27 protein-coding genes are annotated in these 23,949 nt (G+C 72.8%); 12 read left to right on the forward strand and 15 right to left on the reverse strand.

Going from position 1 to position 23,949, the window contains the following annotated elements; translation table 11 throughout:
- Positions 1-46: 46 nt before the first annotated feature.
- From ABD831_RS20695 to ABD831_RS20715, 5 genes are all read left to right on the forward strand, one after another.
- Complete coding sequence (locus tag ABD831_RS20695; RefSeq protein ID WP_344951429.1) at positions 47-1,615, forward strand: molybdopterin-dependent oxidoreductase; 1,569 nt, start codon at positions 47-49, stop codon at positions 1,613-1,615.
- 114 nt (positions 1,616-1,729) lie between these two features.
- A complete protein-coding gene (locus ABD831_RS20700) occupies positions 1,730-2,395 on the forward strand; it encodes a fasciclin domain-containing protein (RefSeq protein WP_344951432.1) in 666 nt (221 codons plus the stop codon).
- Between the two features lie 46 nt (positions 2,396-2,441).
- Positions 2,442-3,053 (forward strand): ECF RNA polymerase sigma factor SigK, encoded by a 612-nt coding sequence (gene sigK / locus ABD831_RS20705; protein ID WP_344951434.1) that lies wholly within the window; start codon positions 2,442-2,444, stop codon positions 3,051-3,053.
- On the forward strand, positions 3,050-3,877 hold the full coding sequence (locus tag ABD831_RS20710) for an anti-sigma factor (RefSeq protein ID WP_344951436.1): 828 nt from the start codon (positions 3,050-3,052) through the stop codon (positions 3,875-3,877). The genes sigK and ABD831_RS20710 overlap by 4 nt, the downstream gene beginning before the upstream one ends.
- Before the next feature lie 206 nt (positions 3,878-4,083).
- Positions 4,084-5,109 (forward strand): AAA family ATPase, encoded by a 1,026-nt coding sequence (locus ABD831_RS20715; RefSeq protein WP_344951438.1) that lies wholly within the window; start codon positions 4,084-4,086, stop codon positions 5,107-5,109.
- A 70-nt stretch (positions 5,110-5,179) separates the two neighbouring features.
- Here ABD831_RS20715 and ABD831_RS20720 read toward each other — a convergent pair whose 3' ends face one another.
- Complete coding sequence (locus ABD831_RS20720; RefSeq protein ID WP_344951440.1) at positions 5,180-5,356, reverse strand: hypothetical protein; 177 nt, start codon at positions 5,354-5,356, stop codon at positions 5,180-5,182.
- A 27-nt stretch (positions 5,357-5,383) separates the two neighbouring features.
- Positions 5,384-6,301 carry a class I SAM-dependent methyltransferase gene (locus ABD831_RS20725; protein WP_344951443.1) on the reverse strand — a complete coding sequence of 306 codons (918 nt, stop codon included), beginning with the start codon at positions 6,299-6,301 and terminating at the stop codon, positions 5,384-5,386.
- A 48-nt stretch (positions 6,302-6,349) separates the two neighbouring features.
- On the opposite strand from ABD831_RS20725, the gene ABD831_RS20730 reads away from it, so the two are divergent.
- Both ABD831_RS20730 and ABD831_RS20735 read left to right on the forward strand, forming a co-directional pair.
- Positions 6,350-6,943, forward strand: a complete 594-nt coding sequence (locus ABD831_RS20730; RefSeq protein WP_344951445.1) for a helix-turn-helix domain-containing protein — start codon at positions 6,350-6,352, stop codon at positions 6,941-6,943.
- Positions 6,944-7,034: 91 nt separating this feature from the next.
- A complete protein-coding gene (locus ABD831_RS20735; RefSeq protein ID WP_344951447.1) occupies positions 7,035-7,499 on the forward strand; it encodes a VOC family protein in 465 nt (154 codons plus the stop codon).
- On the opposite strand, the gene ABD831_RS20740 is transcribed toward ABD831_RS20735, so the two are convergent.
- From ABD831_RS20740 to ABD831_RS20750, 3 genes are read right to left on the reverse strand one after another with little or no spacing between them, the layout of a single operon-like run.
- The gene (locus ABD831_RS20740) at positions 7,444-8,712 is read right to left on the reverse strand and encodes an RNA polymerase sigma factor (protein WP_344951449.1); all 1,269 of its coding nucleotides are present in this window, start codon (positions 8,710-8,712) and stop codon (positions 7,444-7,446) included. The genes ABD831_RS20735 and ABD831_RS20740 overlap by 56 nt on opposite strands.
- 8 nt (positions 8,713-8,720) lie before the next feature.
- A complete protein-coding gene (locus tag ABD831_RS20745; RefSeq protein ID WP_425582863.1) occupies positions 8,721-9,107 on the reverse strand; it encodes a YciI family protein in 387 nt (128 codons plus the stop codon).
- A 5-nt stretch (positions 9,108-9,112) separates the two neighbouring features.
- On the reverse strand, positions 9,113-9,493 hold the full coding sequence (locus tag ABD831_RS20750) for a YciI family protein (protein WP_344951452.1): 381 nt from the start codon (positions 9,491-9,493) through the stop codon (positions 9,113-9,115).
- 147 nt (positions 9,494-9,640) lie between these two features.
- On the opposite strand from ABD831_RS20750, the gene ABD831_RS20755 reads away from it, so the two are divergent.
- Entirely contained in the window at positions 9,641-10,195 is a 555-nt protein-coding gene (locus ABD831_RS20755) for a hypothetical protein (RefSeq protein WP_344951455.1), read from the forward strand.
- 29 nt (positions 10,196-10,224) lie between these two features.
- Entirely contained in the window at positions 10,225-11,166 is a 942-nt protein-coding gene (locus tag ABD831_RS20760; protein ID WP_344951457.1) for a phosphotransferase enzyme family protein, read from the forward strand.
- 15 nt (positions 11,167-11,181) lie between these two features.
- On the opposite strand, the gene ABD831_RS20765 is transcribed toward ABD831_RS20760, so the two are convergent.
- On the reverse strand, positions 11,182-12,414 hold the full coding sequence (locus ABD831_RS20765) for an AGE family epimerase/isomerase (RefSeq protein WP_344951458.1): 1,233 nt from the start codon (positions 12,412-12,414) through the stop codon (positions 11,182-11,184).
- 135 nt (positions 12,415-12,549) lie between these two features.
- Between ABD831_RS20765 and ABD831_RS20770 the strand changes: the two genes are divergently transcribed.
- The gene (locus tag ABD831_RS20770; protein WP_344951460.1) at positions 12,550-13,104 is read left to right on the forward strand and encodes a hypothetical protein; all 555 of its coding nucleotides are present in this window, start codon (positions 12,550-12,552) and stop codon (positions 13,102-13,104) included.
- A 14-nt stretch (positions 13,105-13,118) separates the two neighbouring features.
- Here the strand turns inward: ABD831_RS20770 and ABD831_RS20775 are convergent, their stop codons facing one another.
- Positions 13,119-13,298: a hypothetical protein gene (locus tag ABD831_RS20775; RefSeq protein WP_344951463.1), complete on the reverse strand. Its 180-nt coding sequence runs from the start codon at positions 13,296-13,298 to the stop codon at positions 13,119-13,121.
- A gap of 159 nt (positions 13,299-13,457) precedes the next feature.
- Between ABD831_RS20775 and trxA the strand changes: the two genes are divergently transcribed.
- Together trxA and ABD831_RS20785 are read left to right on the forward strand one after the other, a co-directional pair.
- Positions 13,458-13,835 (forward strand): thioredoxin, encoded by a 378-nt coding sequence (gene trxA, locus ABD831_RS20780; RefSeq protein ID WP_344951466.1) that lies wholly within the window; start codon positions 13,458-13,460, stop codon positions 13,833-13,835.
- A gap of 27 nt (positions 13,836-13,862) precedes the next feature.
- Complete coding sequence (locus ABD831_RS20785) at positions 13,863-14,261, forward strand: DUF302 domain-containing protein (protein WP_344951469.1); 399 nt, start codon at positions 13,863-13,865, stop codon at positions 14,259-14,261.
- Position 14,262: 1 nt separating this feature from the next.
- On the opposite strand, the gene cobA is transcribed toward ABD831_RS20785, so the two are convergent.
- The 8 genes from cobA to ABD831_RS20825 form a co-directional block, all read right to left on the reverse strand.
- Positions 14,263-15,486 carry a uroporphyrinogen-III C-methyltransferase gene (cobA, locus tag ABD831_RS20790; RefSeq protein WP_344951475.1) on the reverse strand — a complete coding sequence of 408 codons (1,224 nt, stop codon included), beginning with the start codon at positions 15,484-15,486 and terminating at the stop codon, positions 14,263-14,265.
- Complete coding sequence (locus tag ABD831_RS20795; protein ID WP_344951478.1) at positions 15,474-16,847, reverse strand: sulfate adenylyltransferase subunit 1; 1,374 nt, start codon at positions 16,845-16,847, stop codon at positions 15,474-15,476. Before ABD831_RS20795 ends, cobA begins: the two co-directional genes overlap by 13 nt.
- Complete coding sequence (gene cysD, locus ABD831_RS20800) at positions 16,847-17,803, reverse strand: sulfate adenylyltransferase subunit CysD (protein WP_344951481.1); 957 nt, start codon at positions 17,801-17,803, stop codon at positions 16,847-16,849. The genes ABD831_RS20795 and cysD overlap by 1 nt, the downstream gene beginning before the upstream one ends.
- Positions 17,800-18,549, reverse strand: coding sequence for a phosphoadenylyl-sulfate reductase (locus ABD831_RS20805; RefSeq protein WP_344951484.1), 750 nt, complete (start codon positions 18,547-18,549; stop codon positions 17,800-17,802). Before ABD831_RS20805 ends, cysD begins: the two co-directional genes overlap by 4 nt.
- Positions 18,546-20,270 carry a nitrite/sulfite reductase gene (locus ABD831_RS20810; RefSeq protein ID WP_142175109.1) on the reverse strand — a complete coding sequence of 575 codons (1,725 nt, stop codon included), beginning with the start codon at positions 20,268-20,270 and terminating at the stop codon, positions 18,546-18,548. The genes ABD831_RS20805 and ABD831_RS20810 overlap by 4 nt, the downstream gene beginning before the upstream one ends.
- Before the next feature lie 111 nt (positions 20,271-20,381).
- A complete protein-coding gene (locus ABD831_RS20815) occupies positions 20,382-21,335 on the reverse strand; it encodes a lytic murein transglycosylase (RefSeq protein WP_344951488.1) in 954 nt (317 codons plus the stop codon).
- A gap of 149 nt (positions 21,336-21,484) precedes the next feature.
- Positions 21,485-23,395 carry a copper resistance CopC/CopD family protein gene (locus tag ABD831_RS20820; RefSeq protein WP_344951491.1) on the reverse strand — a complete coding sequence of 637 codons (1,911 nt, stop codon included), beginning with the start codon at positions 23,393-23,395 and terminating at the stop codon, positions 21,485-21,487.
- A complete protein-coding gene (locus ABD831_RS20825; protein ID WP_344951494.1) occupies positions 23,395-23,913 on the reverse strand; it encodes a hypothetical protein in 519 nt (172 codons plus the stop codon). The genes ABD831_RS20820 and ABD831_RS20825 overlap by 1 nt, the downstream gene beginning before the upstream one ends.
- Positions 23,914-23,949 lie beyond the last annotated feature (36 nt).

Here is a 23,949-nt window from a genome sequence, read left to right on the forward strand (position 1 = left end):
TGAGGTCGGACAATCCGTGGGGGCCGCCCGCCCCGAACCACGATGCATGACGCGCCTACGACTTGCCCTCAGCGGGATCCTCGCCGCGGTTGCCGGGATCGCCGCCGGCCACCTCGTCGCAGGTTTCCTCGCTCCTGCATCGTCTCCGGTGCTCGCCATCGGGTCGACGGTGATCGACCTGACGCCCACGCCCGTCAAGGAATGGGCGATCGCGACCTTCGGGACCAACGACAAGCTGATCCTGCAGGGGTCGGTCCTCGTCGTGACGCTCGTCCTTGCCGCCGTGGCAGGCCTGCTCGCCCGCCGCCGTATGCCGTTTGCCGTCGGTCTCATCGTGCTGCTGACCGGCCTGGCCGGCGCGGCTGCACTGCTGCGCCCTGCCGCCCGCCCACTCGACGTGCTGCCCGCGCTGGCCGCGATGGCGGTCGGTGTGGCGACTCTCGTGTGGCTCGCACGGCTGGCCGGCGCGTCAGCGAGCGCCGACACCGGTCCTCGGAGCGGCGCCGAGCCGGGCACGAGCCCGACCGCCAGCCCGACCACGAGCCCGACCACCGTCGCGGCGACTGGCCGACGTCGCTTCATCGGCGGTGCGCTCGGAGTCACCGCGCTCTCGGTGCTCGCCGCCGTCGGGGGTCAGCTGCGCAGCGGCGCGCAGTCGGTCAAGAAGATCGTGCTGCCCCAGGCCATGGAGGCAGCGAAGGCACTGCCCAAGGGCCTCGAGACCACCGTTGCCGGCATCTCCCCGCTGCGCACCCCGACCGAGAAGTTCTACCGCGTCGACACCAACCTGGTCGTGCCCAAGGTCGACGTCGACAGCTGGACCCTCGAGGTCGACGGCATGGTCGAGAAGCCCTTCACGATGACCTTCGCCGAGCTCGCGGCGATGCCGCTCATCGAGCGCGACATCACGATGACCTGCGTCTCCAACGAGGTCGGCGGCGGCTACATCGGCGCCGCCCGCTGGCTCGGCGTCCGCCTCACCGACGTGCTCGACCGGGCCGGGACCAAGGGCAGCCCCGACCAGGTGCTCAGCACCGCAGTCGACGGCTTCACCATCAGCACCCCCCTCGGGGTCGTCCGCGACGGACGCGACGCGATGATCGCCATCGGGATGAACGGGGCCCAGCTCAGCGACACCCACGGCTTCCCTGCCCGGCTCATCACGCCAGGCCTCTACGGCTTCGTCGGCGCCACGAAGTGGCTGACCAAGCTGACCCTGACGACGTATGCCGCCGACCAGTCGTACTGGACGAAGCGGCAGTGGGCGACGGACGCCCCCATCAAGACGAGCGCCCGCATCGACACCCCCGCGCCGCTCTCGACGATCAAGGCCGGCACGACCGCAATCGGCGGCGTCGCCTGGGCCCAGCACCGCGGCGTCGGCAAGGTCGAGGTCAAGATCGACGACGGCCCTTGGCAGCAGGGCAAGCTCGGCCCCGACGTCGGCGTCGACTACTGGCGACAGTGGTACCTCCCGTGGGACGCCAAGCCGGGCCTGCACCGGATCTCCGTGCGCGCGACCGACCTCGAGGGTCGGGCGCAGATCACCGAACGTGCCACGCCGTTCCCCAGCGGGTCGAGCGGCATCCAGGAGGTGGTGGTGACCGTCGCGTGAACGCGACCACCCGGCATACCCGCGAAAAAACTTGTCCGACAAGCAATCCGGAGCCACAGCGGCACCGAATCCCAGATGACCGTGCACCAACAGCCACACCAAGGAGTGACTGAAATGAAGAGCATGAAGACCCGTACCAGCCTCGTCGCCCTCGCCATCGCCCTGCCCCTGAGCCTCGCGGCCTGCAGCAGCTCGAGCGACGCCGCAACGCCGGCAGCCGGCAACACGCCTGCCGCCAGCACCCCCGCCGACACGATGTCGAGCACCCCGTCCGACACGATGACGTCCTCCGAGTCGATGGACGCGACCGCCGCCGTCTTCGGCGAGGGCTGCGCGGCCGTGCCGAAGGACGGCAAGGGCTCGTTCAACGGCATGGCCACCGACCCGGTGGCGACCGCCGCGAGCAACAACCCGCTGCTCTCGACCCTCGTCACGGCTGTCAAGCAGGCCGGCCTCGTCGACACCCTGAACTCGGCTCCCGAGATCACCGTCTTCGCGCCCGTCAACGACGCGTTCGCCAAGATCCCGGCGGCCGACCTCAAGAAGGTCCTCGCCGACAAGCCGACCCTCACCAAGATCCTCACGAACCACGTCGTGGCCGGCAAACTGTCGCCGGACCAGCTCGCGGGCGACCACAAGACCCTCGCCGGCACGACGATCACGGTCAAGGGCTCCGGTGAGAACTTCACCGTCGGCAAGGCCGACGCCAAGGTGATCTGTGGCAACGTCCCGACGGCCAACGCCACGGTGTACATCATCGACGGCGTGCTGATGCCCTGATCGTCCGTCGACCAGGCTGACGCAGAACACGACGACGGGCGACACAATGGACCCCATGTCACGGTTCTCGGTGGTCCCCTCCGGCGATGAGTCGCCGAAGGGGCCCACCCGCCCAGTCCCAGTGGAGCAGCTGCTCCGCAGAGCGGCGACCGGCGACGAGACCGCGTTCGCAGAGCTCTACGACGCGGTCTCGCCCCGGCTCTTCGGTCTCGTCCGGCGGGTCGTGCGCGACCCCGCCCAGTCCGAGGAGGTGACCCAGGAGGTCTTCCTCGAGATCTGGCGGCACAGCGCCCGCTTCGACCCGAGCAAGGGTGCGGCGATGTCGTGGATGCTCACGATCGCCCACCGCAAGGCCGTCGACCGGGTCCGGTCGGCGGAGGCGGCTCGCAACCGCGACGAGGGTTACGGCGCCAGCAACCAGGACGTCACCCACGACTCGACTGCGGAGGCCGTCGTCGAACGGCTCGATGCGGAGCGGGTTCATCGGGCGTTGGAGACGCTCACCCCGGTCCAACGGCAGGCTCTGGAGCTGGCCTACCTCTCGGGATACACGCACACGGAGGTGGCGACCATGCTCGACCTGCCACTCGGGACCGCCAAGACACGCATCCGTGATGGACTCATCAGACTACGAGACACGTTGGGGGTGACCCTGTGAACGAGGACATCCACGCCCTGTCCGGCGCGTATGCCGTCGACGCCCTCGACGAGGTCGAGCGGGCTCGGTTCGAAAGCCACCTGGCCGGCTGCTCCGCCTGTCGTGCCGAGGTCGAGAGCCTCGTCGCCGCCGCGTCAGAGCTGTCGGTGCTGACCGAGGTCACCCCGCCCGCCTCGCTGCGGGCCAAGGTGCTCGCCGAGATCTCGACGGTCCGTCCCCTTCCTCCGCTCGCGGCCCCGCATCACGGCCCCACCGACGAGGACGTCACCTCCACCCCGGCGGCGCCGGTCCAGGCTCCGGCCGCCACGAGTGCCACCGGGACCCGGGTCGAGCAGGCCGACGACCTCACCGAGCGTCGTCGGTCCCGGTCCGCCCGTGGGCTCGCCCGCGGCTGGCGTGTCGTCGTCGCGGCCGCCACGGTCGCAGTCCTCGCCATCGGCGGCTTCACCGTGTGGCGCCAGATCGACAAGGACCCGCAACAGGCCCTTGCCGACCAGGTGCTCGCGGCACCCGACGCCACCCGCTACGGCCAGCGGCTCGCCGGCGGCGCCACCGCCACGATCGTGCGGTCGAACTCGCTCCACAAGGCCGTCATCGTCACCTCGGGGATGTCGCAGCCCCCGGCGGGGAAGGTGTTCCAGCTCTGGCTCCAGGACGCGACAGGTCACATGACCTCTGCGGGCCTGATGCCGGGTGGCGGTGACCAGGTGGTCGTGCTGAGCGGCGACGCCAGCCACTCCAAGGGTGCGGGCATCACCGTCGAGCCCGCCGGTGGCTCGGACCAGCCGACGTCCAACCCGATCGCCTACGTCGCCTTCGCCTGAACGACCGGTCGCCCGAACGTCGGGCGGTCACGAGCTCGCTCCCGGCTTCCCCGCCTGGTGCTCGTGACCGCCCGACCTCCGCACTGCCCTGACGCTGTTACGTTGCGCGTCATGGACTGGACCGAGCCTGCCGGCCCCGCAAGGGGGGCCGTGGGCGCGACCCCCGGGGTGCGCCGCAGCGTGTGGGACCTCCTCCGGAGCGCGCGATGAGCGCGGCACGTCACCGGCACGGGCTCGTCATCGGCAAGTTCTACCCCTTCCACGCCGGACACCAGGCGCTCGTGCGGGCCGCGACGAGCTCGTGCGACCGGGTCACGGTCGAGGTCATGGCGCACGTCGTCGAGTCGATCCCGGTCGACGTCCGCGTCGGCTGGGTGCAGGCCGAGCACCCGACGGCACGCGTCGTCGCGGCGCCGGACGACCACGAGGTCGACTTCGACTCGCCGGAGGTCTGGGACCTGCACATGAAGGTCATCGAGTCGCACCTCGACGGCCCGGTCGACGCCGTCTTCACGAGCGACGCCTACGGCGAGGAGATGGCGCGGCGCCTCGGGGCGACGTGGGTGCAGGTCGACCCCGGCCGCGCGTCGACCCCGATCTCCGGGACGGCGGTCCGCGCCGACGTGGCCGGCTCGTGGTGGGCGCTGCCGACACCCGTGCGGGCGTGGTTCACCAAGCGGGTCGTCGTCCTCGGCGCCGAGTCGACGGGGACGACGACGCTGGCCGACGCGCTCGGCGCGCACTACGCGACGACCGTCGTGCCCGAGTTCTGGCGCGAGTGGACCGGGCGGCGCCCCGGTGGGCTGACCGCACCGTGGCACACCGCCGAGCTCGACCTCGTGGCGCACGAGCAGGCCTCGCTCGAGGACGCTGCAGCCGCCGCCGCGCCGCGACCGCTGCTCGTGTGCGACACCGACGTCCTCGCGACGGCACTGTGGCACGAGCGCTACGTCGGGAGGCCGTCACCCAGCGTGCGGGCCCTCGCCGACGGGCGTCCGGCGCCCGCGCTCTACGTCCTCACCGGCGACGAGATCCCCGTCGTGCAGGACAGCCTGCACGACGGCGAGCACGGGCGGGCGTGGATGCAGGCACGCCTCCGCGAGGAGCTCGCGGCTCGCGGCGTGCCGTGGATCGAGGTTCGGGGCAGCCGCGACGAGCGGCTCTCCGCAGCCACCACCGCGGTCGACGAGGTCGTCGCCGAGGGATGGCGACTCGCCGACCCCGTCGGCTGACCGACCCGCGCCGGCTGGGGAGCCCAAGCCGGCCCGAAGGCGGCCCGAAGGAGTCGCCCGGCGGGACCGGTCACTGGCCGGTGCGGCCGTCGATGCACTCGCGCAGCAGGTCTGCGTAGCGGGCCTGCACCTCGCGGGCGTGCTCCACCTCCCGGTGCCACGACTCCCAGGCGTCCGCGACACAGTTGGCCGTGCCCGTCGCACCGTCGAAGTCGAGGTCGGGCTCCTCCTTCGACTCGTAGAGCACAGCCAGGTCGGACTGCTGACCCGGCCGTCAGCGGCGGGCGATGGTGAGAGTGCGTATGCCGTGCAGGTGCAGGTCCGCACGCCGCAGCAGCCCGTGCGGGCTGTCGTCGTCGAGCAGCGCCGCGAGGGTGCGCTCGTCGTCGGGGTCGAGCCGGCCCTCGAGGCCGTGGGCCAGCCGGGTGAACCACTCCTGGGCGTAGCGGCCCGCGAGGGGGTGCTCGGGGGAGCGCTCGTCGATGACGACGTCGTGCTGGTCGACGACGGTCCACCCGGCGTCCGCGAGCAGGTCGGCCCAGGCCGACCCGATGTGGGGCACGGCTTCTGCGTGCACGGACTCCAGCGCCCCGAGCAGCCGCCCCTCGAAGCCGGGACGTCCGGCGCCGAGGTAGTCGGGCAGGAAGCGCACCGGCTCGTCGAACTCCGAGACCGCGAGGTACCCGCCGGGAGAGGTGATCTCGCGGAGCTCGGTCAGCGAGCGGACCGGGTCGGCGAGGTGGTGCAGCGACATCGAGGCCCACGTGAGGTCGACCGGCCCGAGGTCGGGACAGCCGTCGTCGAGGTCGGCCACCAGCGTGCGCACCCGGTCAGCGACACCGGCGGCCTGCGCCTTGGCCGCGACGCGAGCCAGCGACCGTTCGGCCACGTCGACCGCGACGACCTCGGCCTGCGGCAGCCGACGCGCCAGCCCGAGGGCGCCCGTGCCCGTGCCGGCGCCGAGGTCGACGACACGAGCAGGTGACCGCGTGCCGGTCCCGGCAGCCTCGGTGACGGCGGCCGCCACCCGGTCGAGGGCTGCGTCCCAGTACGCCGCCAGGACCTCGCCGTCGAGGTCGAGCAGGTCGTCACCCCCGTCGGGGAACCCTGCGTCGTCGTGCCGGTGGCTGTTGTCGTCGGTGGCCTGCCCGTGCACCCTGTGGGCGGAGGCGGCGTGATGGGAGTGCGTCATGACAGCCACGGTAGGACGGCGTTGCGCACACGGCATACGATCTTGCTGATGACGCAAGATGTTGATCTCGACGCCGTGATCCGCGCCCGCATCCGCGGGCTCCGCGTCGCGCGTGGCTGGTCCCTCGACGCCCTCGCCTCGCGCTGCGGCCTCAGCGCGTCGACGCTCAGCCGGATCGAGACCGGGCACCGCCGCATCGCCGTCGACCAGCTCAGCCCGATCGCCCGCGCGCTGGGCACGAGCATCGACCAGCTCGTCGAGCTGGCGAGCGACGACGACGTCGTGATCCACCCGCGCCGCAACGCCGCCCACGGCCACACGACGTGGCTGCTCACGCGCGAGGACGAGCCCCACGGCCTCGTCGTGGCCAAGATGCGGATCACGGACCGGCGGCGGACGGCCCAGCCGGGCGTGCACCCGGGACACGAGTGGTTCACGGTCCTGTCGGGCACGGCCCGCCTGCAGCTCGGCGAGCGCATCCTGCTCGTCGAGGAGGGCCAGTCCGCGCAGTTCTCGACGATGGTGCCGCACGCGATCACGGCCGCGGAGGGCCCCGTCGAGATCATCGTCGTGCTCGACCGGGAGGGCCGGCGCGCCCACCTCGACCCTGGCTCCGGGCAGCACGAGCCACCGGCACCGTGACCCGATGTCCGGTCCATGTCGAGAACACGCTGCCGGCTCCGTCCCACTGACACGAGCGGCCACGAGAGCCCGCGACCGAAGGAGAAGCACCGTGAGCATCCAGAGCCTGCACCACGTCAGCGTCGTCGTCGACGACCTCGACGCGGCCAAGACCTTCTTCACCGCGCTCGGCCTCGAGCTCGAGGGCGAGACGCCGATCGAGGGAGCCTGGGCCGACCGCATCAACGCCATCGACGGCCTCCGCGTCGACATCGCGATGATGCGCACCCGCGACGGTCATGGCCGGCTCGAGCTGACGAAGTTCCACTCGCCGGCCGCGGTCAGCGAAGGCCCCCAGCCGGCCCCGAGCAACACACTGGGACTGCGCAGCGTCATGTTCGAGGTCGACGACGTCGATGCCGCCGTCGAGACGGCGCTGGCCCACGGCGGCGAGCTCGTCGGGGAGGTCGTCCGCTACGAGGACGTCTACCGGCTCTGCTACGTCCGCGGGCCCCAGGGCATCATCGTGGCCCTCTCGGAGGACCTGCGCCGACGAGCTGGTCGCGTCGGCGGGTGAGGTGTGCCCGTTCCGCCGGGTTGCCCGTCAGCCCGATGGCGCGGTCGTAGGCCGTTCGGGCCTCGCCGCTGCGACCGAGCCTGCGCAGCAGCTCCGCCCGGGCGACGTGGAAGGCGTGGTAGCCGTCGAGGGGTTCACTCAGGCGGTCGACCTCGGCCAGGCCGACCAGTGGTCCGTCGAGCTCGGCGAGCGCGACGGCCCGGTTGAGGCGCACGACCGGCGACGGGTCGAGGCGGACGATCGCGTCGTAGAGGGCGACGATGCGTGACCAGTCGGTGTCACGGGCGGTCGGCGCGTCGGTGTGAACCGTGTTGATCGCGGCCAGCAGCTGGTAGCGCCCCGGCCGCTCGCCGCCCGCCGCGACGACCCGCAGCCGCTCGTCGACGAGTGCCCGGCCCTCGGCGATCAGGTCTGGGTCCCACGCGCTCCGGTCCTGCTCGTCGAGCGTCACCAGCTCACCGGTGCGGGAGACCCGCGCCGCTCGCCGGGCGTCGGTCAGGAGCATCAGGGCGAGCAGCCCGGTCACCTCGCCGTCGTCCGGCAGCAGGTGGCGGAGCAGACGGCCGAGGCGGATCGCCTCGTCCGTGAGGTCGACGCGGACGGCGTCGTCACCCTCGCCGGCGAGGTAACCCTCGTTGAAGACGAGGTAGACGACCGCGAGGACGCCGGTGACCCGCTCGCGGAGGTCCTCGGCCGAGGGGACGCGGTAGGGGATGTGCGCCGCGGCGATCTTGGCCTTGGCCCGGGTGATCCGCTGGGCCATCGTCGTCTCCTGCACGAAGAAGGCGCGGGCGATCTCGGCGACCGTGAGCCCCCCGAGCAGGCGCAGCGTCAGGGCCACCCTGGCCTCCATCGCGAGCGCAGGGTGGCAGCAGGTGAAGACGAGCCGCAGCCGGTCGTCCTCCACCGGGCCGGTCGGCTCCGCCGGGGTGTCGTCGTGGACCATGAGGGCCGCCTGGTGCTTGGCGTCGCGCTGGGACTCGCGGCGGAGCCGGTCGATCGCCTTGCGCGTCGCGGTCGTGGTGAGCCAGCCGCCGGGATTGGGCGGTATGCCGTCACGTGGCCAGCGCTCGGTGGCCACGGTGAACGCCTCGGCGGCCGCTTCCTCGGCGACGTCGAGGTCGCCGAAACGGCGGGCGAGGCCGGCCACCACCCGGCCCCACTCCTCGTGGTGGACCCGGGTGATCGCCTCGTCGACGTCAGCGGGGAGCACGGTCCCGCTCAGCCCTCCGTCAGGGCGCGGATGGAGTCGGCGGTCTGGAACGGGCGCACCTCGACCGTGCCACGGCACGCCTTGGACCCCTCGGCAGCCAGCGCCAGGGCCTCGTCGAGGTCAGCCGCCTCGATGACCCAGAAGCCCCCGAGGTGCTCCTTCGTCTCGAGGTAGGGGCCGTCGGTGAAGGTCGGTCGCTCGCCCCGGCCGTCCACGGTCGTGGCGGTCGTCGCCGGCTCGAGGCCGTCGGCGAAGACAAGGCGGCCCTCGCTCTGCAGCCTGTCGTTGAAGGCGCCCGTGTCGGCGAACGCCTCGAGCATCGCCTCGCGCGACGGATAGCTGCCGAACTCGGTGGGCTCGGCGGGTCCGAAGACGGACAGCAGGTATCTCGCCATGGCGCTCACGCCTTCACGGAGGCTTCGGGGCGGCCCAGCCCGGCCCCGCGGAACCGGTGGACCTCCTGCGGCCAGTCGAGAGCCACGGCGAGGCGTCCGGCCCAGTAGCGGGCGGTCTCGTCGTCGGCGACGTCCACGACGCAGAAGCCGCCGAGATGCTCCTTCGTCTCGACGAAGGGCCCGTCGGTGAAGACCGGCTTGCCCTCCTCTGCCACGACGCTGCAGATCGCGGTGTCCCGGTCGAGTCCGCCGTTGGTGAAGACGAGGACGCCCTGCTCCTGCATCTCGCCCACCACGGTCCTGGCGGCCACCGCCTTGGCCTTGATCTCGTCCTCCGTGTGCTCCTGCACCCACTCGTCGTTGAAGGTGATCAGGTACTCCGTCATGCTCGTCTCCTCCTGGTCCTGTGGCGAGGCCGGTCCGGCCTCACACCGGTTCCACGAACCATCGCGCCCCGATACGACACCCTCTCGGAAAATCCTCGTGGGGGCAGCCTCAACATCGCACGTGCCGGGGCGAGGTACGTTGGCGCCATGAGCGACACCCCCGCCGCGGGCGGGCCCAGCGGGTCGACACCCGACCAGCAGTTCACCGTGCCGGTGCCCAACCTGCCGCCGGCCCCGACGTCTGCTCCGACGACTGCTCCCGCAGCCGCTCCCACCCAGGCGATCCCGGTCTTCGAGCCCACCCGCGAGCTCCCCGTTCCGCCGAACCCGTATGCCGGACAGGCGGTCTGGCCGGGGACTCCCGTCACGCCCGGCCCGGCGGGACGCGCCGTCGACGAGAGCGTCGACCCCCTGCTCGGCCAGATCGGCGTCGCGCTCTTCTGGATCACCGTCGGGTGGTGGCTCTTCTTCCTGATCCGCATCCTGGGCTTCCTCACCCGCAGCGGCCTCACGGACACGATCCTCATCCGCACCATCGACCTGGGCGCGGAGGAGACCGTCGTCGCCGCGGTGCTGTCGGTGCTCGCCGCCCTGCTGCTGCTCCTCGGTCGTGGCCGCGCCGGACGCTCGCCGCTCGGATGGTGCTCACTGGCCCTCGCGATCGTCACGGTGGGCGTCGCCGTCTGGCGACTGCTGCCGTGAACGGGACCGTCTGAGACGGAGAGGACCCGATGCTCACGGCTGCGACGGCGCAGGAGGTCGCAGACGCCTACGGCCTGGGCGGGTCGGCCACCCTGACCGGCCCTGTCGCGCGGGGCCAGCTCGGTCAGGTGTGGCGGCTCGACACCGGAGAGGGCAGCCACGCCGTCAAGGAGTGGTTCGCGACGCCCGACCTCGAGGAGGCGTCCCGCGACGCCGACCTCGTCGACGCCGCGCGGGAGGAGGGCGTCGTCACGCCGGCGATCCGCCGCACCCCCTCGGGTGACGTGGCCACGTCGGTGGACGGCACCGCCGTGCGGGTCTTCGAGTGGGTCGACCTGCAGCCCCGCTCGCGCCGGCTCGACCCCGTCGCGGTCGGCCGGGCGCTCGCGGCGCTGCACCGCGCCGGGACCCCGACGGACAAGCCGGTCGACAACTGGTTCGCCACCGGCCTCGGCGAGCAGCGCTGGCACGACGTGCACCGGCGCGTCGTCGACGAGGGCGCCCCCTTCGCCGGTCAGCTCGGCGCGCTCGTCGACCAGCTCGTCGCCGTCGAGTCGGTCATCGAGCCGCACGAGGCCCCGATCGTCTGCCACCGCGACCTCTGGGCCGACAACGTGCTCGCGACCCGTGACGGCAGGGTCTGCGTCATCGACTTCGAGAACCTCGGCCCGGCGGACCCCAGCCAGGAGCTGGCGATGGTGCTCTTCGAGTTCGGCGACGACGACCCGTCGCGAGCGCGACTGCTGCACACGGCATACCGCGACGCCGGTGGGCCCGCACGGGTAACCCGGCGCGGCCACTTCACCATGCTCGTGGCCGAGCAGGCCCACATCGGTCAGCTCGCGTGCTCGCGCTGGGTGGGGGCGAGCAGCGACTCCGAGCGCGAGCGGCTGGCCCGCTGGTTCCTCGAGATCCCCGACGACCCGGTCACGCTGCCGCGCATCGACCGGGTGCTCGCCGCCGTCACCTGACGGGGACTGCGCCGGTCACCAGCCGCCCTGCGCGGCACCGATGAAGCTCGCGGCCTCGGGCATCAACGGCAGCACCGTGGCCTGGTAGGCGTGGTAGACGTCGGGACGGCCCGCCCAGACGCGGCTCGAGGGCTGGTTGTGCACGTCGAGCTCGTGGCGCCACGAGCCGTCGGCGGGGTCGACGAGGTGCTGGACGGCATACGCCCACCACCGCTCGTAGTCGTCGGCGTATGCCGTGTCGCCCGTCGCGCGGTGCAGCGTCCACGCCGCGGCGATCGCCTCGGCGACGACCCAGTGCATGCGCTCGCGCACGACGGGCCGGTCCTCGAAGTCGGTCGTGTAGACGAAGCCGGGAGCGCCGTCGACGTCCCACCCCCGCCGGACGCCGGCGGCGTAGAGGTCGCGGGCGGCACCCGGGATCCAGGACGGGGACTCGTCGCCGAGCGCCGTCGCGACGTGCAGCGACAAGCGCGACCACTCGATGAGGTGGCCAATGGTCACGCCGTAGGGCTGGAACGGGTGACCCGGGTTGTCGACGTTGTGGTCCAGCAGGGGACTCCACTGCTCGTCGAAGTGCTCCGGCAGCCGCCAGTCGTGCGACCGCGCGAAGCCGTCGACGACCCGGGTCAGCACGCGGGTCGCCCGGTCGAGCCAGACCCGGTCGCCCGTCACGTCTGCCGCCGCGAGGAAGGACTCGACCGTGTGCATGTTCGCGTTCACACCGCGATAGGGGTCGAGACGGGTCCATGACGCGTCCCACTGGTCGACGACGAGCCCCTCGTCCTCGTCCCAGAAACGGTCGACCATGACACCGAGCGCCTCGTCGAGCAGGGCCCGGCCGTCGGGGTGGCCCATCCCGGTGGCGGAGGCGGCGGCCAGGACGACGAAGGCGTGGGCATAGGCCTCCTTGCCGCCGTCGGCCCTGCCGGCGACGGACAGCCAGCCACCGTGGCGCTCGTCGTGCAGCGTCGTGCGCAGCGCCTGCACCCCGTGGTCGACGAGGTCAGCGGCCCGGGGGTCACCGTGCAGGTGGGCCAGCGCGAACGTGTGCGTCATCCGGCACGTCACCCACGTCTCGGCCGGCCGACCCGGGGTCAGCCGGCCCGCGTCGTCGAGCCAGCCGAAGCCGCCCGCCGGGTCGAGCGAGCGGGTCGCCACGTCGACGAGCCGGGTCGCCGCGTCGTCGAGGCGCCGGGCCTCGGTCTCCGGGAGGCGGGCGGCACTCTCGGGGTGGGGCGTCTCGGGCATCGTCGTCCTCGTCAGGTCGGTGCGGGCGGGCTGGTCGTTCAGCCGCGTCAACGCAGGGCCGCGACCCCTGCCATCCTCCCGCACCGCCACCCCGGACGTCCGGACGTTGCGGCCGCCGCGGCATATCGTGACCGCGTGACGAACATCGGACGGCTCATGCTGGCGCAGGTCAGGTCGATCGGGTCGCGCAACGCCTGCCTGGCAGCGGCAGACGTGCCGGGCGGCCCATGGGTCGCGCGGGGCGGACGGACGTATCGCACCGGGGCGAGCGGCAGCACGAGCGAGGCCATCACCCGGGCGCGCGCCATCCGTTCGGTCACGAGCGTGCGCGGCTACCAGGAGGTCGGACGGGCCGACCTCTTCATCCAGGTCATCCCGTTCGCGTCACCGGAGGACGCGCGCACGGCGCTGACGGAGCTGCGGTCCCTGCCGCGGACGATGCCGAAGAGCAAGGGACTCTCGGACGTCGGCGAGATGCGCACGGTGGCGCCGCCCGCGGTGACGGGCACGAGCCACGTCGAGGCTGCCGAGCAGCCGTTCGTGCTGGACGGCGAGCACGCGCGCACCCTCACCGTCTGGTGCGTGGCGGGGCACACCGTCGTCGTGACGGCCCTCGGCGGCCGCGCCGAGGCAGTGCGCTGGCCGCAGCTCGCCGAGATCGTCGAGGCGCAGGTCGCAGCGCTCGCCTGAGGCCCGAGGAGGCGTCAGCCGCGACCGAGGAAGCGACCGAAGAAGCCGGAACCCGAGCCGGAGGCCTTCTCGGCCGGGGCGTGACCGGGGCAGCGCTGGCCCGAGGGCACGTTGCGCATGACCTGGTCGACGTGCTGGCCGCAGCCGGCCCACGTCGTCTTGCCGCAGCTCCTGCAGGTGGCGGCTCGGCACATGGTGGTCTCTCCTCGATGCGTCATTCATACCCATGGGGGTATCGGTCTGCGATCACGATAGCCGACACGGCCCGGGTCGGCCAACCGGGAACATCGGCGTCACACCTGTCGTTGCATACCCCGGTGGGTATAGAATCGAACGACAGAGAAGGAGCCCCCATGGCAACCCAGACCCTCACGGCCGCCGACTTCGGCACCACGATCTCCGAGAGCCCGATCGTCCTGGTGGACTTCTGGGCGTCCTGGTGCGGCCCGTGCCGCATGTTCGCACCGGTCTACGAGGCCGCGTCCACGCAGCACCCCGACATCGTCTTCGGCAAGGTCGACACCGAGGCCGAGCAGCAGCTCGCCGCGGCCGCCCGCATCACCTCGATCCCGACCCTCATGGCCTTCCGCGACGGCATCCTCGTGTTCAGCCAGCCGGGCGCCCTCCCGGCAGCCGGCCTCGAGCAGGTCATCGCCGCCGTCCGTGAGCTCGACATGGACGACGTCCGCCGCAGGGTCGCGGCCCAGCAGCACGACGACGCGAACGCCTGACCGACGAGCAGCACTCGAGGAGCCAGCATGACGCACAGCCTCAGCACGACGCTCGAGCTCGGCTTCGCGCAGGCCCTCGAGGCCACCCCCACCCAGCTGGCCGAGGTCGGTTTCGGCATCCTCACCGAGATCGACCTCGCGGGCACGCTCAAGGCCAAGCTCGGCGCCGACATCGCGCCGCAGGTGATCCTGGGCGCCTGCCGCCCGCCGCTGGCTCTCGCCGCGATCGAGGCCGAGCCGTCGATCGGGGTCTTCCTGCCGTGCAACGTGGTCGTGCGCTCGGTCGACGCGCAGCACACGGTCGTCGAGGCCATCGACCCCGACGCCATGGTGCGCCTCACCGACAACGAGACGCTCGCCACCGTCGCGACCGACGCCCGCGAACGGCTGTCGAAGGCCCTGCAGGCCCTCGGCTCCGGGCAGTAGGTCAGCCGGCGCGCCAGTCGGGCCCGAGTCGCACGACGTCGCCGACGACCACGACGGCCGGGGCACGCACGCCCCGGTCCCGAGCGAGCCCGGCGATCGTCGCGACCGTGCCGACGGTGGTGCGCTGGTCGGGCGCGAAGCCGCGCTCCACGACGGCGACGGGGCAGTCCGCGGACCGGCCGTGGAGGGCCAGCAGCTCGGTCGTGCGTGCGAGCTGGGTCACCCCCATGAGCAGCACGAGCGTGTGGTCGCCGCCGGTGGGCAGCACCGGGATGTCCTCGTGACCGGTGACGACCGTGAAGCCGCGCGCGACCCCGCGATGGGTCACCGGGATGCCTGCGGCCGCAGGCACGCTGACCGCACTCGTCACGCCGGGCACGACCTCGACGCGTATGCCGTGTGCCTCGCACGCGTCGCGCTCCTCGCCTCCGCGGCCGAGCACGTACGGGTCACCACCCTTCAGCCGGACGACACCCAGACCCCGCTGCGCCTCCTCGACGAGGAGGTCGTTGATCCGCGACTGCGGGACCGGGTGGTGGCCGGGCGTCTTGCCGACGTCGATGACCCGCACCGAGGCGGGCAGTCGGTCGACGACGGCACGGGGTGCGAGCCGGTCGACCACGACGACGTCGGCCGAGGCGAGCAGCTCGTGGCCGCGCGCCGTGAGCAGGCCGTCGATGCCCGGGCCGCCTCCGACGAGCGCCACCCAGCCACGGCGCCCGTGCGTGCGGGTGCGGCGCAGGTCGAGGGTGCCCGACACGAGGGCCCGCTCGACCCCGTCGCGGACCGTCACGGCCAGGCCCGGGTCGCCGGCGGCATACGCAGCCACGGTGACCCGGCCGTCGGGAGTGGTCACGTCGGCGCGGGCCGCGACGCTGGCGGTGGTGCCGGCGGCATCGGTGGCGTCGACGCACCAGACGCGCAGGGCCTCGGCGTCCGCGGCGACCTCGCGGTCGACGGACGGCTCGCCCGTCGCGGTGTGGGCGAACCAGGCGCCCTCGAGGTCGCCGGGGCCGGCGTAGTCACGCTGGAGCCAGTCCATGCGGCCGGCCAGCGCCAGCTCGCGCAGGTCCTCGCATAGCCAGGGCGAGATGACCCGCACGACGGCTCCCTCGTCGAGGAAGGCCCGGACCCTGCGCGCGGACACGGGACCCCCGCCGACGGCGACGACGAGACGTCCGGTCAGGTCGAGGACGACCGGCAGCGCCGGCTTCAGATCTCCCATTCCTCGTCACCCTCGGGCTCGGTGGGGGCCGCTGCCGCGGTGGGGAGCGTCGCGCCCACCATCCCGGCCGCGACGGTGCGCCCGTCATGGGCGTCGATGAGCAGGAACGAACCGCCTCGGCGCGATACCGAGTAGTTCTCGACCGGGACGGGCGCGGCCAGACGCAGCGTCACGAGGCCGATGTCGTTGAGGGACAAGGCTTCCGACGGCACCGCGTGGAGGTCGTCGAGATCGAGCACGCCGTCGAGCGTGCGGACCGCGGTCTGGACCGTGCGCGAGCCGTGCTTGAGGAGCAGGCGCTGCCCGGGACGCAGGGGCACGTCGCCCAGCCAGCAGACGACCGCCTTGATGTCCTGCGTCGGCTCGGGAGCATCCGCGGCCGCGGCGATGACGTCGCCCCGGGAGATGTCGATCTCGTCGGCCAGGCACAGCGTCACCGACTGGGGCGCGAAGGCCTCGTCGAGCGACCGCTCACCGAGGTCGATGCCGGTGACCGTCGTGCGCCTCCCGGACGGGAGCGCCACCACGTCGTCACCGACGCGCACGACGCCGGAGGCGACCTGGCCGGCATACCCCCGGTAGTCGCGGTGCGCCTCGTCGCGGGCCGCACCCTGCGGGCGGATGACGAGCTGCACCGGCAGGCGGAAGGACTCGTTTGCCGGGTCGTCCGACGGAGGAAGTGCCTCGAGCAGCTCGAGCAGGCTCGGACCGGCATACCAGGGCGTCCGTGCCGAGCGCTCCGCGACGTTGTCGCCGTCGAGCGCGCTGACGGGGATCGCGATGGCGTCGACGACACCGAGCTCGCGCGCGACGGCCTGCACCTCGGCCTCGACGCGGTCGTAGACCTCCTGCGAGAAGTCGACGAGGTCGATCTTGTTGACGGCGACGACGACGTGCGGGACGCGGAGCAGCGCGGTCACCGCGAGGTGCCGGCGGGTCTGCTCGAGCACCCCCTTGCGGGCGTCGACGAGGAGCACGACGACGTCGGCCGTCGAGCTGCCCGTGACGGTGTTGCGGGTGTACTGCACGTGGCCCGGGCAGTCGGCGAGGACGAACGAGCGGCGGGCCGTGGCGAAGTAGCGGTAGGCGACGTCGATCGTGATGCCCTGCTCACGCTCGGCGCGCAGGCCGTCGGTGAGCAGTGCCAGGTCGGCCGCGGTCAGGCCCCGGTCGCGGCTGACGCGCTCGACGGCGGCGAGCTGGTCGGAGAGGACCGACTTCGTGTCGTGGAGCAGCCGGCCGACGAGCGTCGACTTGCCGTCGTCGACGGAGCCCGCGGTGGCCAGGCGGAGGAGCGTGCCGCGGGCGGCGCCTGCGACGGCGGCCGGGTCGAGCACGGGCGTGGTGGTGGGGGCGACCATCAGAAATAGCCCTCCTTCTTGCGGTCCTCCATGGCGGCCTCGGAGATCCGGTCGTCGGCACGCGTGGCCCCGCGCTCGGTCAGGGTCGAGGCGGCCACCTCGACGACGATCTCGGCGTTGGTGGTGGCCGGGGACTCGACGGCCCCCGTGCACGACATGTCGCCGACGGTGCGGTAGCGCACGAGCCGTGTCTCGACGGGCTCGTCGTCACGCGGCTGGCTCACGGGACCGACGGCGAGCCACATGCCGTCGCGCCGGAAGACCTCGCGCTCGTGGGCGTAGTAGAGCGGTGCGAGCGGGATGTCCTCACGGTCGATGTAGCGCCAGATGTCGACCTCGGTCCAGTTGCTGATCGGGAACACGCGCACGTGCTCGCCGGGACGGTGCCGGGGGTTGAAGAGGTTCCACAGCTCGGGGCGCTGGTTCTTCGGGTCCCACTGGCCGAACTCGTCACGGAGGCTGACGATGCGCTCCTTGGCGCGCGCCTTCTCCTCGTCGCGACGGCCGCCGCCGAAGACGCCGTCGAAACGGTTGTCGTTGATGGCGTCGAGCAGCGGCACGGTCTGGAGCGGGTTGCGGGTGCCGTCGGCGCGCTCGCGCAGCCGGCCGTCGTCGATGTAGTCCTGCACGCTCGCGACGACGAGGCGCAGCCCCAGCCGCTCGACCGTCTCGTCGCGGTAGGCGAGCACCTCGGGGAAGTTGTGCCCGGTGTCGACGTGCAGCACGGGGAACGGGATCGGCGCCGGCCAGAAGGCCTTGGCCGCGAGGTGCAGCATGACGACGGAGTCCTTGCCGCCGCTGAAGAGCAGCGCCGGCCGCTCGAGCTCGCCGGCCATCTCGCGGATGACGAGGATCGCCTCCGCCTCGAGCACGTCGAGCTGACTGAGCCGCCGGTCGCTCGCCGTGCTGTCGTATGCCGACACGGTCGTCGCGCGGTCCTCGGTCGTCGTCGTCATGTGTGGAGTCCGCACTCGGTCTTGGCGAAGCCGGCCCAGCGGCCGGCTCGGGGGTCCTCGCCGGGCTCGACCCGGCGCGTGCACGGCTCGCAGCCGATCGACGGGTAGCCGTCGGAGAGCAGGGAGTTGACCTCGACCTGGTGCTCACCGGCATACGCCAGGAGCTCGTCGAAGGTCCAGGCCGCGAGCGGGTTGATCTTGACGAGGCCGTTCTTGGCGTCCCACGTCACGAGCGGGGTGTCGGCCCGGGTGGGACCTTCCTCGCGACGCACGCCCGTCACCCACGCCTCGTAGAGCGGCAGGGTCCGCGCGAGCGGCTCGACCTTGCGCATCTGGCAGCAGAGGGCCGGGTCACGCTCGTAGAGGCGCGCGCCGTACTTCTCGTCCTGCTCAGCGACGGTGAGCTCTGGACGCACGTCGACGAGGGTGATCGGGAGGTCCTCGGCCACGATGTCGCGGGTCACGATCGTGTCGGAGAAGTGGTAGCCGGTGTCGAGGAAGAGCACGTCGACACCCGGTGCGAACCGCGAGACGACATGCGGCAGAACGGCATCGGCCATCGAGCAGGCCACGGCGAGGGTGCCGTCGAAGTGGAACGCCGCCCACGCAGCGACCTCGTCGGCGGTCGGCTCGCGCTCGGGGTCGGCGGCCAGGGTGGCGTTGAAGTCGTCGACGACGGCCTTGAGCTCGGCCTCGGTGCGCCGCCTGCGCGGCACGGTGGGGGTCGCGAGGGGGACTGCGGTCACTGGAGGGCTCCTTCGTCTGCTCGGTGGCTCCACTGCGCGAACGTCTCGCCGTCGGTGCGCTCGGCGACGTAGGAGCGCACGACCCGCTCGACGTAGTCGGGCAGCTCCGTGGCCGGGACCTTGAGGCCGCGGACCGTGCGACCGAGGCCGGCCTCGTCCCGGTCGTAGGACGCGAGACCCCCACCGAGGTGGACCTGGTAGCCGGGCTGCTGCTCGCCGTCGACGGTGATGATCTGGCCCTTGAGCCCGATGTCGGCCGTCTGGATGCGGGCGCAGGAGTTGGGGCAGCCGTTGACGTTGAGCAGGATCGGCGCGTCGAGCGAGCCGTCCTCGACGAGGTCTGCGAGCCGGGTCTCCAGCTCGGCGATGGCCGCCGTGGCGGTCTGCTTGGTCTCGACGATGGCGAGCTTGCAGTACTCGATACCGGTGCAGGCCATCGTCGTGCGACGGAACGGGCTCGGTCGGGCCGTGAGGCCGAGGCCCTCGAGGTCGGCCACGAAGTCGTCGACCCGGTCGGCGGGCACGTCGAGGACGACGAGCTTCTGGTGCGCCGTGAGCCGGACCGCGCTGGCGCCGTAGGACTCGACGAGGTCGCCGAGGCGGGTCAGCAGGGTGCCGCTGATCCGTCCCACCGTCGGGGCCGCCCCGACGTAGTAGTTGCCGTCCTTCTGCAGGTGCACGCCGACGTGGTCGCCGGGGCCCGTGGCGGGCGCGGGCGGCGGGCCGTCGGGGAGCGGGTGTCCGAGGTACTCGGTCTCGAGCACCTCGCGGAACTTCGCCGGGCCCCACTCGGCGAGGAGGAACTTCAGGCGGGCCTTGTTGCGCAGGCGACGGTAGCCGTAGTCGCGGAAGATCGAGATGACGCCGTGCCAGACGTCCACGGCCTCGTCCTCGGACACGAAGACGCCGAGGCGCTCGGCGAGGCGCGGCGAGGTCGAGAGGCCGCCGCCGACCCACAGGTCGTAGCCGGGGCCGAGTTCGGGGTGGACGACGCCGACGAGCGAGATGTCGTTGATCTCGTGGACGACGTCGAGGCTCGGGTGACCGGTGATGGCGGTCTTGAACTTGCGCGGCAGGTTGGACAGGTCCAGGTCGCCGAGGTACTTCTCGGTGATCCGCGCGATGAGGGGCGTCGGGTCGATGATCTCGTCGGCCGCCACCCCCGCGACCGGGCTGCCGAGGAAGCCACGCGGGGTGTCGCCGCAGGCCTCCGTCGTCTGCAGGCCGACGGTCTCGAGGCGCCGCCAGATCTCCGGCACGTCCTCGATGCCGACCCAGTGGTACTGGATGTTCTGCCGGTCGGTGATGTCGGCCGTGTCCCGGGCGAAGTCGGTGGAGATGCCGCCGAGGACCCGGAGGCGCTCGGGCGTCAGGGCCTGGCCGTCGCTGCGGACTCGGAGCATGAAGTAGCGGTCGCTCAGCTCGTCGTCGCTGAGCTGTGCCGTGCGGCCCCCGTCGATGCCGGGACGGCGCTGCGTGTAGAGCCCCCACCAGCGGAAACGGCCCGACAGGTCCTGGGTCGGGATGGAGTCGAAGCCCTCGCGCGAGTAGACCTGCTCGATGCGCTCGCGCACATTGAGGCCGTTGTCCTCGTGCTTCCACGTCTCGTTGCCGTTGAGCGGCGCGGGGCCGTCGACCTTCCACTGGCCGTTGGAGCGGTCGGTCCGCGGCGGACGGGTGCCCGGTCGGGCTGCGCCGGTCGTGGAGTCGGTGACGGTCATGTAATCGAATGTATAACCCATCATTATCTGGACCCACTCGGGTCCAGAGTGCGGCCCTTTCCCACCAACCGAGTGGGAATGCCGTGTGGTGCCGCTCGTCGCCGGGTCCGGTCAGGGGCCGGCGAGCTGTCCCGAGTCGACGGCCTGGACGATGCCGAGCACTGTCGCGAGGTAGCGCTGCGAGTGGTTGTAGGAGAGGACGGCGGCCTGCAGGTCCGCCGGACGCGACAGGTCCCGGCCCCCGGCACACAGGTAGTCGGCGGCCGCGAGCGCCGCGTCCTCGATGTTCTGCGGGTCGGCCACACCGTCCCCGTTGCCGTCGGCGCCCCAGAGCCGCCACGTGCCGGGGATGAACTGCATCGGCCCGACGGCGCGGTCCCAGACCGGGTCCCCGTCCCAACGGCCACCGTCGGTGTCCCGGATCGCGGAGAACGAGCCGCCCGAGAGCGCGGGCCCACGCACCGGGGGCACGGCGTCGTGCGACGCGTCGAGGCTGCGGCCACGCAGCGACGACGACTCCACCTCGCCGATCGCGGCCAGCAGCATGACGGGGATGTGGCAGCTGCTCTGGCGCTGGGCCGCGGACGCGTAGGCCGCCCAGATGATCTCGTCCTTGGTCAGCGCGCTCTTGCGGGTGGTGGTCTTGCGCGGCACCGGCGCGGCGACCGGGATCTTGATGACCGCCTTGGGCTGCCACGGCGTCGGGTTGCTGCTCGTCCCGCCGCCCGGCTCGAGGGCCGCCGCGGGAACCGGGGCCGCGTTCTCGACCGACAGGGTGGCGGCGACACGGATCTCGTCGAAGACGGGGAGCACGAGATCGCCTGCCACGGAACCGAACCCGGGCCCGATGAGCTGCGAGCCCGCTGGCCCGGCTCCCGTGCCGGTGGTGGGGGCCGCGCTGCCTCCGGGGACCAGTGGTGAGAGCAGCGGTGCCGGCGTCGGTGTCGGGGGCGGCTGGTCGGCGGCGACGGCTCCGGTCGCCGAGCCGAGCAGGAGCCCGCTCATGGCGAGCGAGGCCACCGCGGCGCGGGCCGTGGTCAGCCGTCGCTCGGTCCGGCGTCGCATGTCGCATCCCTTCCGTGGCCGGCCCGCGGCCGGTCTGCTCTCCAGTACACCCCGGATCGTGCCCTCACGGCGACGAACGCCAACTCCCACAGGGAGCGAACCATGCTGCCACGACAGCGGCCCCGGCGCCCGCGGGGGAGCTCACGACATCACCGCTCGGCGCCGGCGCGGGTGACGCTCCCTCGCGCGACGTCCGGCTGTCTCCCGCTCGGGGGCTCGGAACCGGACCGGCCGCTCTCGGGCGCCGGGTCACGAGGTGCAGGACCGTCCACCTCCCCCGCACCACGCACACGCCCTCGGGACGGTGCCGCGAACGGGCGGCGCCTCCGGAGGAGCACGACGGCAGCCAGCAGCGCAGCGACCGCGAGGGCGACGGAGACCCACGCGAGCAGGTCGGACACCGGGGCGCGGGAGACGACGGTCGCGGGGTCGGAGCCGCTCGGGCCGACGACCCAGTGCACGGTGCTGCGGACGTCGTCGACGCCCCGTCGGTGCACGACGACGTCGAGGTCCACGGCTCCGGCCGCCGGGAGGACGAGGTTCGCCGACCACCGGGACGGCGTGACCGGGGTGGCCGCCTCCGAGGTGGCACGCGACGTCCCCCCGCCCGCGCCCTCCGACGCGACGTCGCGGACCGTGACGGACACTCCCGTGACCGGACCGGGGGACGGCCGGCGCGTGTCGAGGACGTCGACGAGGGCCACGCTCGCCCCCGGGCGGTTCGGTCGGAGCGCGACCGTCTGCTGGAGGTCGGCGACCGGCCGGTCGTCGATGACGCTCGGCGCCTGCTCGGTGACCAGCCGAGGCGAGACGGCCGGCTGCCCCGTCGCCAGGACACCCGCCAGGGCGACGACGGCGAGCAGGCCGAGGGCCTCCACCCCGACGAGGGGTCGGCCGGCCCCCGCCCCCCGCACCCCCCGAGCGTGCAGGCGGCGGGTCGTCAGCAGGGCGACGGCGCCGACAAGGCCCGCGAGCGCGACCTTGGCGAGCAGCACGCGGCCGTAGGTCGTCAGCAGGACGGCGTCGACCGAGACCACGACGTCGCTCGCGAGGTAGGTGCCGGTGACCGCGACGACGACGACCGAGACCGTCGCCGGTAGGCGGAATCCCCTGAGGACGCTGCGGACGTCGGGGTGCGACAGTCCCAGGTGGGCTGACCGCAGCCCGAGCAGCGCGAGGGCCCCGACCGACCCCGCCCAGAGCAGGGCCGCGAGCAGGTGCACCGTGGAGGTCACCTCCCAGGTGGGCCCCCCGCGCAGCCCGAAGTGGCCGATGCTCACCGTGAGCAGGCCGGCCCCGACCAGCGCTGCGCCGGCGCTCCGCCACGACCCGCGCCCCAGCGCGAACGCGGCACCCAGCAGGGCGACCTCGCGCACCCCCCAGCGCACGACGTAGCCCGTCGTGAAGGCCCCGGTCCCGAAGCGGACCAGGTCGACGAGGGCGACGACGAGCGCGGCACCCGCGGCCACCACGAGGATCCGGCCAGCCAGACGGTGCAACCTGGCCCGCGGCATACGCCCCGTCGCAGCCGGAAGCCTGCCGAGCAGGCGTCCCACGACGAGGGCACCCAGGCCGGCGCCGAGACCGGCGAGCACGGCCCACCGGGAGGCGAGCTCGAACAGGTCGGGGTTCGTCTCGCTCGGGCCCGACGCCTGCACCTCGCTCTGGATGCCGAAGGCGAAGGTCCCCGCGGACTCGTGGAGGTCGTCGCTCGAGAGGGTCCGCCAGGCCACGTGGTAGGCGCCGACACCCAGGGCCGGCATCGTGGCGACGACGGTCGCGGGCGCCTCCTGGTCCTCGTCGCTCTCCGCCAGGGTCAGGCCGGTCGGGGCCAGCCGTCGCCCGTCGCCGGTCACGACGGTGATCTCGGTGGCCTCGAGGACGACGTGCTCGGTGAAGCGCAGCTCCACCGTGCGCGGCGCCGCGGCCAGCGTGACCCCGTCGCCCGGGCTGCTCGAGGCGAGGTAGGCGTGGGCCGAGGCCGGCGATGCCCCGAGCCCGACGAGCAGCGCCGTGCCGAGGGCCACGGCGAGGGTCACGAGCACCCGCCGGATGCCCATCACAGCACCGGCACGTGCTCGAGGCGGAGCCCGCCGTACTCGATCGTCACGTCCTCGCCGGCGCGGAGCGCGCCGCGGGTGTTCTGGTAGACGAAGTAGTACGTCGCGCCCGCCCGGTTGATGTGACCCTGCCGCATGACCGAGACGCGGTTGGTGGACTCGTCCCGCGCCTCGCTGCGCAGCACCGGCGGGTGCTTCGTGTCGGCCTGGAACCGCGAGGCCTTGTCGACGTCGAGCACGACGTAGCTCATCGTCACGAGCCCGCCGTCGCCGACGACCGCGACCCGTGAGATCCGCACGCCGAGGGCGGTCTCCATCTCGGCGGACTGCGGGACGGCACGGCCCGGGTCGTCGTCCCCGGCCCGCAGGGCCCGTGCCCCGAGCAGGCCGAGGACGGCGACGAGGAGCACGGCGAGGACGGCGAGCGCCGTGCGGGCGCGACCGTCCCGCCCGGCTCGGGCCGACGGGTGGTCGGTGCCTGCTGGCGGTGGCCCCGAGGGGGCCGTGGTGGTGGTCATTCGGACTGCCCTCCGATGCTGCCGGCCGGGGTCACG

This window comes from Terrabacter ginsenosidimutans (assembly GCF_039539425.1).
Lineage (GTDB): Bacteria > Actinomycetota > Actinomycetes > Actinomycetales > Dermatophilaceae > Terrabacter > Terrabacter ginsenosidimutans.